This is a genomic window from Desulfonatronum lacustre DSM 10312, from assembly GCF_000519265.1.
GTDB classification, from domain to species: domain Bacteria; phylum Desulfobacterota; class Desulfovibrionia; order Desulfovibrionales; family Desulfonatronaceae; genus Desulfonatronum; species Desulfonatronum lacustre.
On record NZ_KI912608.1, the window covers coordinates 703,169 to 713,062 of the forward strand.

Below are 9,894 nucleotides of genomic sequence, written 5' to 3' on the forward strand. Positions count from 1 at the left end.
ATATTTTGGGAGATGGTTTCGATTAACCATAGCCTGGCTGTGCGTATTGGTTGAAATTGACGATTTGTCGCTTATTACATATGCAAAGTATGCGCATTCACAACAAGGAGAGGTATGCTCGTTGCCATTGATAAAAGAGACAGTATCAGTTTGCTCAGAGGCTTGGCCCATGATACCATAATCAGCGCCCAGTGCTACAATGCATTTTTCATGGCAAAGAACAGAGCGTAAAGAAGAGCAGAGCGTGATGATTGAAGTTCGCAAAACCGATCATTTTCTGGAATGGTTCCAGTCCTTGAAGGATATTCGTGTCCGTTCCAGAATACAGGCGCGTATTGACAGGGCCGAAATTGGCAATCTCGGTGACTGTCAACCAGTGGGCGCGGGTGTTTCTGAGATGCGGATTCACTTTGGGGCTGGATACCGTGTGTACTTTCTACAGCATGGTTCTGCCTTGATCATTTTGCTGGCTGGAGGCGATAAAAGCAGTCAACGCCGTGATATTGATGCCGCAATCGAACTTGCGGAGCAACTTCGTATGGAGGGACAATGAGATGGGCTTAAAAACAACCCGCTGGGATTCAGCCGAGTTTTTGCAAACCGATGCGGATATAGTTGCCTACTTTGACGCCGTACTGGAAGAGGGAGACCCTGCCCTGATTACGCATGCTCTGGGTATTATTGCCCGGGCCAAAGGGTTGAACCAGATAGCCCAGGAAACCGGGATTGGCAGGGATGTCCTCGGCAAGGCCCTCACAGCCGACGGCAACCCGGAATTTGCAACAGTGTTCAACGTCATGAAATCCCTGGGCCTGAAACTGCACGCCATGCCGGCATGAGTCCTTGAAAATGCTTTTTCATCTATGCGGCCGCCGGAAAACAGGAAGCGGTTGACATTGACTTGGCCATTGTCAGCCCGGATTTTTCTGAAGATCTATTTTCAGAGCGCGTCTACTTGATGAAGTTGGCCCTGTCAGTTGATGACCGCCTTGAACCAAGCCCGTTTCGCCCCGATGATTTCACCAGGGATAATCCTTTGGTGAATGAAATCAGCAGTACAGGGATCGAGTTGAATTGTGAATGATTGATGTTTATCTTCCAGCTTCTGTGTTTTTGCGTGCCTTCCATGGACAACATCTTTCTAAATTTCTTCCTACGGAACACACGGAAGGCCACGGGAATGTAAAGAGTCGCAAGAGCTTTGTTGATATGGTGCGGTTGAAAATGGGTGCTGCTCTACGGAATAAGCCTGTTGGGGTTGCGTGCAAGCGGGAGAACATGATTGAGTGGGAAGTTTTTAACTCCAGAGATTTTTGACTTTTTCCGAATTATTTTGGTCTTTTGGATATAGAATGCTGTGCTTTGAAAGACAAAAGTTGTCTGTAAGGGGTCAAGATAGGCCTTTTTAGGTGGTCAAGATTAATAATTACAGGTGGTTGCTGGTCTCAGAGACCCAGCCAACGACCCTTGCCCAGCCCACAGCCAGAACTGAAAGGCAATCCTAATGTGTGTAAAACCAATCACCCTTTCCCAGTATAGGCGCTTAGTTGCTCCACGTCCCTGGCTCTGGTGGGATGTGGCGGACATTGCCCGCTTGTCCGTGGACAGCGTGGTCGAGAGCATTCTCACCCGTGGGGACTGGCCCGATTTTCTGGAAGCCCTGGACGAGTTGGGCACGGACCAGGTTCGGGAAGTTTTCTTCAGGCAAATCAATCGCCAGCGGAATAACTACCGACCCCAGACCCGGAATCTGTATCAGGTTTATTTTGAACGTCATGCATGAAGAGATTTTGAACATAAACCAGAAAAGGGTTGCCGAATCCGTCCTCCCCAGGTTCACCTCTGATTTCATCTTATGCGGGGGCACAGCCGTTGCCCTGCAACTTGGCCATCGTCGATCCATCGATTTCGACCTGGTCTCGTTCACTGAAATCAATACCGACCGAATCATCCGGCACTTGAATGCCGCAAAAGCAGTCATTGAACATACAATCGTTTCCTCCATCGACGAATTAACCGTCGTGGTCAATGGTGTGAAGCTCACGTTTTTCTCCTTTCCTTTCCGTGTCCCTGCTCAGGTCACCTGGTCTTGGGCTCATATGACGATGCCCACCCTGCTGGATCTTGCCTCCATGAAGGCTTACGCCCTTGGGCGGCGAGGAAAATGGAAGGACTACGTTGATTTGTATTTTCTTTTTCAAGGCCATGTCTCCATGCCGAAGCTTGTTGAGAACTGTCGAAGAATATTTCAGGGAGCCTTCAATGAGCGGCTTTTCCGTGAGCAACTCTGCTATTTTGACGACGTGGATATGTCTGAAGCGGTTGCCTATCTCGGGGAAGGCCCGAGTGACGGCGATATTCAAAGTTTCCTGATTTCTTTGGCGGCCTCAGGCTGACCCATGCGCAACCCGATGACCGCATCAACGCAACTCCCTGATCACTTCGATCTTCTCCTTCGTCGCATAACTTGCACCTGAACCTTGGTCTTTGGCATTTTAGCCTTTGAGCTTTCAGCCACGAGCCATCAAGTACCAGCTCCGAGTTACAGCAATTCCGGCCTGAAATTTGCTTGAGTTTTTCCAAAACCTTTCAGCAGGCAAGCCATGCCCATTGATAATCAAGCATATTCGCCATTTTCAAGCTCCGCCAAGGAGTGTCAAATCATTGTTCCGTACCGGCAAGGTGCGGCATGAGAGCGTATTTGGACTGTGGAATTGGGCGTCGGGAGCAAGAGCTTTGTTGATATGCTGCGGCTGAAAATGGGTGCTGCTTCACGGAAAATGCCTGTTGCGGTTGCGCATGAGAATCCTGGTGGATACGGTCGGGGCAAGCACGAGAATATGATTGAGGGGGGAGTTTTTAGCTCCAGCGATTTTTGATATTTGCCGAATTATTTTAGTCTGTTGGATATACAAAGCTGTGCTTTGAAAGACAAAAGTTGTCTGTAAGGGGTCAAAATAGCCCTTTTTTGGGATCAAAGTCAATAATTACAGTTGGTTGATGGTCTCAGAGGCCCAGCCCAAAATGCTGATAGACTGGCTTTTCTGCACCCGGATTCTGGTTTTTTGGGATAAATTTATGGAATTTGCAACCTGGAACAAGTGTCACATGAGCGAATTGCACACCCTGACCTTGTTAGATATTCAAAATCGCATAATTGGGCCTAATCACCCATCTTTCATTATTGCTGAAATCGCTCAAACCCATGATGGTTCCCTAGGTCTTGCCCACTCATATATCGATGCCGCAGCAGACCTTGGCGCGGATGCTGTGAAATTCCAGACCCATATTGCTGATGCGGAGTCCACTCTGGATGAGCCTTTCCGAATTAAGTTCTCCAGCCAGGATGCTACACGCTATGACTATTGGAAGCGAATGGAGTTCACCTCCGAGCAGTGGCAAGGGTTGGCTGATCATTGCAGCAAAAAAGGCCTGTTTTTTTTGAGTTCCCCTTTCTCAATTCAGGCAGTGGAGCTTCTTGAAAAGATTGGCGTACCTGCCTGGAAAATCGGCTCTGGCGAGGCTGTTTCCGGAGATATCCTGGATGCTGTTTTGGGCACTGGCAAGCCGGTGCTGGCCAGTACGGGGATGAGCACGTTTCTAGAAATAGATGCCCTCGTAGGCAGTTTTAGAAAAAAGGAAACCTCTTTTGCCTTGTTTCAATGCACCAGCAAGTATCCAGTTGATTTAAGCGAGATAGGCCTTAACCTGATCCAGGAGATGAAAAAGCGTTATGCCTGTCCAGTGGGCCTGTCTGACCATTCGGGCAGTATTTACCCCGCACTTGCAGCAATGGCCCAGGGGGCAGACATTATTGAGGCTCATATTGTGTTTGACAAGCGTATGTTTGGTCCAGATACCCCGGCTTCTCTGACAGTGGATGAATTCAAGCTGTTAACGCAGGCCAGGGATGCTTTTCATAAGATGAACAGCAACCCTGTAAACAAGGATAAAATGGCCGATTGTATGCAGGAAATGCGCGGCATGTTCGGCAAAAGCCTCGCCCCCATCAAAGATCTGTCAGCAGGCACTATGCTGACCCATGATCTTTTAACCGCCAAAAAACCAGCAGCCGGCATTCCCGCTGATCAAAAAGACACAATTGTGGGCAAAAAGCTTAAGAATGATGTAAGCAAGAAAAGATTGTTGCGCTGGGAGGATATCTATGAGTAAGAAGAAAGTCTGTGTTGTGGTGAACAGCCGGGCTAACTATGGCCGGATCAAGAGTTTTCTTTCAGCGGTTCAGAAGCATCCGGATTTACATTTGCAGCTCATTGTCGGCGCATCAGCCATGCTTTACCGTTTTGGTTCTGCAATAGACATTATCCGTGAGGATGGATTTGAACCGACAAGCGTTGTTTACTCCATTGTGGAAGGTGAAAACCCATCCACCATGGCTAAATCTGCTGGTCTTGGTATCCTGGAGCTGGCTACTCAGCTTGAAAATCTCAAGCCGGATATCGTTCTTACAGTTGCGGATCGTTTTGAAACTATAGCTACAGCAGTGGCTGCCAGCTACATGAATATTCCTGTGGCACACACCCAGGGTGGTGAACTTACAGGCTCCATTGATGAGTCAGTAAGACATGCTATTACCAAGCTTTCGCACATCCACTTCCCGGCCACGCAGCGGGCCGGGGAAATACTGGCGCAAATGGGAGAAGATCCTTCCAGGATATTCGTAACAGGATGCCCGGCCATGGATTTGGCCGCAGAATCTTGTAAGCAGAACTGCGATGATCTGTTTCAGAAATATGGAGGTACTGGAAAGGTTCTGGACTGGAACCAACCATTTCTGGTGGTACTGCAGCACCCGGTGACCACTGAATATGATAAAGCCTATTATCAGACAAGACAGACACTGGAATCTGTAAAAAAAACAAATATGCAGACCGTCTGGTTCTGGCCAAATGTTGATGCCGGATCTGATGCAGTGTCCAAAGCACTGCGGACGTATATTGCTCAAAACGACAAAGCACCTTTCCATTTCTATAGAAACTTCTCACCTGAAGACTACGTCCGTCTTATAAAGCGCTGCTCCTGCATTGTGGGTAATTCGTCCAGCGGTATCCGGGAGGGTTCATTTCTGGGAACTCCGTGCGTGAATATTGGCAGCAGGCAAAATCAAAGAGAGAGAGCCCATAATGTAGTGGATGTGGGCCATGACGCCGAGGCCATTTTTCAGGCCGTAACGGCCCAGGTCAGCCACGGCAGGTATGTGCCCAGCTTCCTTTACGGCGACGGCAAGGCCGGGGAAAGGATGGCGGAGGTGCTGGTGAAAAATCATGTGACCATCCAGAAGCAATTCTTCCATGGCTGAAGGTTCAGCGACATCCGGCAGCGTCCGCGCATTCGACGCTAACTGGAGCGGCAGAAAAGAGGCCCAGTACAACCACTGGACCAGGGGCCGACCTCGGAATCAAATCCAGTTGGCCTTTCGTCGGCATTGGCTGTTGTTTCAATCCATCATGCATGGCCGGGGGTATCGCTCATGCTTGGAGGTCGGTTGCGGGAGGGGCAGCATCTCCAGTTATTTCGCGGACAGCGGGATGGAGTGCACGCTGCTGGACGCATCCGAAAGCGTCCTGGATACGGCCCGGAGCATCTTCATGCGCAACGGGCACGGGGCCAGGTTCGTGCATGGCAATGCCCTGGCCCTGCCCTTTGAGGACCACAGCTTTGACGTGGTGGTCAGCATTGGGCTGCTGGAACACTTTGAGGATGTCTGCGGCCCCATCCATGAGCAGCACAGGATACTCCGGCCCGGGGGCCTGTTTCTAGGCTATATCGTGCCGGAGCGCCCGGACAATGTGCAGCGGTATTTTCGCTGGGTGAATTCGATCCTGGCCGCCATTGCCGCTTTTCGCCAGGGAAAGGAAGCCGAAATGGCGCACAAGGCCGACATCTACCGGTCCGACTACGGCTCCCAGCGGTACCTGTCCGTGATCAACGCCCTGCCGACCCGTGATCTTCTGGTTTCCGGCGTGTACCCCATGCCCATGATCTCGCATTCGCCCGCGTTCCCCTTCACCCTGCTACCGGCCCCGGCGGAACTGATCCTGGCCCGACTGTTCGAGGCGGCGCTGTGGCTGAGAGGACGATGCAGTCCAAAAGACCCGTGGCTGTGTGACGAAAAGTTCGGCCAGGCGTTTCTGGTGGCCTGGACAAAGGAGCAATGATGGCGTTTGTCCTGGGGGTTATTCCGGCGCGGGGCGGTTCCAAGGGCATCCCGTTGAAAAACATTGCTCCGGTTGCGGGCAAGCCCTTGATCGGCCACACCATCGAGGCCGCCCTGGGCAGCAGACGGCTCAACGCCTGCACCCTGTCCACGGACTGCCAGGCCATAGCCGACTGCGCCGCCGGGTTCGGGTTGCCCGCCAGGGAATTGCGACCCGCGCATTTGGCCACGGATACGGCCAGCAATACCGATGCCGTGATCCACGCCGTGCAGCAGTTTGAACATGCGGAGCAGCACCTGGTTGACGTGATCGTCCTGCTGCAGCCCACGGCCCCCATGCGCACCGCCACGGACATCGACGCCGCCCTGGACCTGTTTTTCGCATCCGAGGCCAGATCCCTGATCAGTGTGTACGAAGGCAACAACGTGCATCCCAATATGATGTACTTTGAACGCGGCGGCAGGCTGGAGCCGGTGCTCACCGCAGGCGCTCTTCCCGGCAGACGCCAGGAGTTCCGGCCCGTTTTCGTCCGCAACGGGGCCTTGTACATCGCGACCCGGGATCAGCTTTTCACCAACAAGGCTTTTGTGGACACCGCCCCCGCGGCCTATGTCATGTCCCGGGAGCGGTCAGTGAACATTGACGAGCCTTTTGACCTGGAAATGGCCCAGTGGTTGATGAGTCGCAAGAATTCTTGATCTTGCACGGATCGTTTCTACACTACACTGAGCTTCATGCTCTTCATGCTCTTCATAGCAAAAATTCATCCTAATGGTAACCAACTCACGCATCCTCAACCTGGAACCGGAAGGCTACAGCCCCAAAGCCAGAGCCGTGCTGGAGCGGCTCGGCCAGGTGGACGACGGCCCCATGAACCGGGCGGAGCTTTTGGACCGGATTTGTGAGTACGACGTTATGATTGTGCGTCTTGGCCACAGAATAGACGCCCAGGTCATGGAGGCCGCCCAACGCCTCAAAACCATCGTCACCGCCACCACGGGGTTGAATCATATTGACATGAACGAGGCCCAAGGCAGGGGGATCACGGTTCTGTCCCTGCAAGGCGAACGGGCCTTTCTGGACAACATTCATGCCACGGCCGAGCATACCTGGGCGCTGCTTCTGGCTTTGCTCCGGAAACTGCCTCAAGCCCATCGGCATGTCCTTTCCGGCGGTTGGGATCGGGACCGGTTCAAAGGCAGCGAACTGCATGGCCGGATACTGGGCATCATCGGGCTGGGTCGGCTGGGGACCAAGGTTGCAGGGTACGGGGCTGCCTTTGGCATGCGGGTTATGGGGTATGAGAGCAACAGAGCGCACCCCATGCTAGCGAACGTTGAACACATGAATCTGGATCAGGTGCTGAGCCAGTCCGACGTGATCAGCCTGCATGTGAATTACTTCCCGGAGAATCATGCCATGATCAGCCGGAAGGATTTGTCCCGCATGAAGCCCGGTGCTGTGTTGATCAACACGTCCAGGGGCGAGTTGGTGGATGAGAGCGCCTTGCTGAAGGCCCTTGAGTCCGGTCGGCTGGGTGGGGCGGCGCTGGATGTGCTTTGTGGGGAGTATGCCGGGTGGGAGGCATCAGAGGGGTTGCTGGAGTATGCCAGGAAGCACGACAATTTGATCCTGACTCCGCATGTTGGGGGCTGCACGTTCGATTCCATGGAAATGACGGAAGTGTTTATGGCTGAAAAGCTAATTCGCCACTTGAAAAGGGAGACATGAGTTGGACATCTACGCAATCACTGAAGCAGAGGGCAGAGGAATACTTGATGGGCAAGGTGTCGCCGACCTGTTGCAGGAAGGCGCTGATACAGAAATCAAGCCCAAATGGGACGACCTTGCAAGACTGTACATGCTGGTGCGAGAACGCAAGCCGTTTCATATCCTAGAGTTCGGTTCGGGCTTCTCAACAATTGTGATGGCTTCCGCCTTAAAGCAAAACTGGGAAGAATGCCGTGATATTCTGGCTAGACAGTCAGGCAGTCAGGCAGTCAGGCAGATTCTATACGAACGGCCACAAATGGTGTCAATTGAATCATCTAAAAAATGGATGCTCAATACCAGGGAAAAAGTTGAAAAAGGAGGGCTTGCTGAGTTTACGGATATTGTCTTCTCAAATGTTTCAATCGCTGAATATCAGGGACAAGTCTGCCATTTTTATGATGAACTTCCCGATGTTGTGCCGGATTTTGTCTACATGGATGGCCCTGATCCTTCCACGGTCAAGGGCAGCATAAACGGGATTTCATTCAAGAGGTCTAAAAGAACAGTCATGTCCGGTGATATTCTTAAATATGAATCTACCTTATTGCCAAGTTTTTTCATGATCGTGGATGGCAGGACCAATAATGCTAGGTTTTTGCAAAGAATGTTATTAAGGAAGTACGATGTAATTTATCATAAAAAAGCAGACGTGACAACATTTCAGCTGAAAGAGCCACGACTTGGAATCAAGAATGTTTTTGGCTGGGAAGCGTATTCTGATTTGCTAAAAAAAAACAATCCATAACCCAATATTGCCCGATCCATTAGTTAACGCAATCATATATATATGTGTGTGTGTGTGTGTGATGTTGGGCGTTTTTTAATTTTTGTGTCATTCTGAGAGAATTCTAGCTCCACAATGCAAACTAAATATTGCCAATAAATAAACTACTATGAATATACTAATTAAAAATATGTTTTTTGGTGAAAATGACCATACTTATTGTGAATTAACTACAAAAAATGATTATGAACAGAATAAGATTTGTTGTAAATGTAAAATTCTTATGAGAGATATAATTGTAGTAAAAAATATTAATTTTGATAATGGATTGTCTTTGTCTTTATGTGAAAAATGTGGCTATATAAAACAAACTAGAAGTTTGTCAGATGTTTATTTAAAAAAACATTTTTTAAAAAAATGGTTGTCTAAAGTTAAAAGATTATTTATTGAAGATAATTCAGTGTATTTAGAACTGGAAAAATATTTTATATATTATAAAAAAATGAAGGTTCTTGATATTGGATGTGGGAATGGTGACAAATTGTTGTCATTTTATAATAATAATCATGATGTATATGGAGTTGAGCCGTCAATAAATAGAGTGAAGGAAGCTTTGTTTCGAATAAAGGATTTAAAAATCGAAAATAATTTCGCTGAGCCATATTTAATTAAAAATGAAGTTAAATTTGATATAGTTATTATATATAATGTTTTGCAATTTGTTAAAGATCCATTTTTTTTGCTTGAATTAATTTCTAAAAATCTTACAGATGGTGGTGTAGTTTATATCCGTGCTCAAAAATATAGTTATTCAAATTTTTATTATTTAGCTCTTTCTGGACTTATTAGATCATACCTATCTTTGCATTGTATGAAGGAATTTATTTTACGTAATAATTTTGAAATTCTAAAATTCGTAGATGATCCGTTTACTTTGATATTAAGGAAAAGTGAAAAAAAATCTAAAAACTACAAAAATATAAATAAATTTAGAAAAATTAGCATAAATGATATAAAAATTTATTTTGAAAAAACAATTTTTACACCTGAGAATATGAGTTCAAGAAAAATTTTAATTGAAGAAAATAGGAAAATAGATAACCAATTAGCAAAAAGAGAGATTGAAATGTATATTTTAAGTAAAAAAGAACTTCCTTTAGCTTTAATTTTTGAAAATGATAAATTTCCTGTTTTACTAAAATAGGTGCTTGTATAGTA

Annotated in this window: 12 protein-coding genes; all 12 read left to right on the forward strand. The window is 48.2% G+C overall.

Annotation, left to right across the window (positions count from 1 at the left end; genetic code table 11):
- Window positions 1–199: 199 nt before the first annotated feature.
- Window positions 200–553, forward strand: a complete 354-nt coding sequence (locus DESLA_RS0103320; protein WP_245589989.1) for a type II toxin-antitoxin system RelE/ParE family toxin — start codon at window positions 200–202, stop codon at window positions 551–553.
- A 1-nt stretch (window position 554) separates the two neighbouring features.
- Window positions 555–839 carry an addiction module antidote protein gene (locus DESLA_RS0103325; protein ID WP_028571385.1) on the forward strand — a complete coding sequence of 95 codons (285 nt, stop codon included), beginning with the start codon at window positions 555–557 and terminating at the stop codon, window positions 837–839.
- A 62-nt stretch (window positions 840–901) separates the two neighbouring features.
- Entirely contained in the window at window positions 902–1,084 is a 183-nt protein-coding gene (locus DESLA_RS22700) for a hypothetical protein (protein ID WP_156932844.1), read from the forward strand.
- 420 nt (window positions 1,085–1,504) lie between these two features.
- Window positions 1,505–1,783 (forward strand): hypothetical protein, encoded by a 279-nt coding sequence (locus DESLA_RS23100; RefSeq protein ID WP_169732585.1) that lies wholly within the window; start codon window positions 1,505–1,507, stop codon window positions 1,781–1,783.
- The gene (locus DESLA_RS0103335; RefSeq protein ID WP_028571387.1) at window positions 1,776–2,396 is read left to right on the forward strand and encodes a nucleotidyl transferase AbiEii/AbiGii toxin family protein; all 621 of its coding nucleotides are present in this window, start codon (window positions 1,776–1,778) and stop codon (window positions 2,394–2,396) included. The genes DESLA_RS23100 and DESLA_RS0103335 overlap by 8 nt, the downstream gene beginning before the upstream one ends.
- Before the next feature lie 712 nt (window positions 2,397–3,108).
- Entirely contained in the window at window positions 3,109–4,173 is a 1,065-nt protein-coding gene (locus DESLA_RS0103340) for an N-acetylneuraminate synthase family protein (protein ID WP_084032177.1), read from the forward strand.
- Window positions 4,166–5,320 carry a UDP-N-acetylglucosamine 2-epimerase gene (neuC, locus tag DESLA_RS0103345; RefSeq protein ID WP_028571389.1) on the forward strand — a complete coding sequence of 385 codons (1,155 nt, stop codon included), beginning with the start codon at window positions 4,166–4,168 and terminating at the stop codon, window positions 5,318–5,320. Before DESLA_RS0103340 ends, neuC begins: the two co-directional genes overlap by 8 nt.
- Window positions 5,313–6,179, forward strand: coding sequence for a class I SAM-dependent methyltransferase (locus DESLA_RS21405; protein WP_084031847.1), 867 nt, complete (start codon window positions 5,313–5,315; stop codon window positions 6,177–6,179). The genes neuC and DESLA_RS21405 overlap by 8 nt, the downstream gene beginning before the upstream one ends.
- Window positions 6,176–6,877, forward strand: a complete 702-nt coding sequence (locus DESLA_RS0103355) for an acylneuraminate cytidylyltransferase family protein (RefSeq protein ID WP_028571391.1) — start codon at window positions 6,176–6,178, stop codon at window positions 6,875–6,877. The genes DESLA_RS21405 and DESLA_RS0103355 overlap by 4 nt, the downstream gene beginning before the upstream one ends.
- Before the next feature lie 73 nt (window positions 6,878–6,950).
- A complete protein-coding gene (locus tag DESLA_RS0103360; protein ID WP_028571392.1) occupies window positions 6,951–7,910 on the forward strand; it encodes an NAD(P)-dependent oxidoreductase in 960 nt (319 codons plus the stop codon).
- A 1-nt stretch (window position 7,911) separates the two neighbouring features.
- Entirely contained in the window at window positions 7,912–8,697 is a 786-nt protein-coding gene (locus tag DESLA_RS0103365; RefSeq protein ID WP_028571393.1) for an O-methyltransferase, read from the forward strand.
- Window positions 8,698–8,845: 148 nt separating this feature from the next.
- Complete coding sequence (locus DESLA_RS22180) at window positions 8,846–9,880, forward strand: class I SAM-dependent methyltransferase (RefSeq protein ID WP_084031848.1); 1,035 nt, start codon at window positions 8,846–8,848, stop codon at window positions 9,878–9,880.
- Window positions 9,881–9,894: the final 14 nt, after the last annotated feature.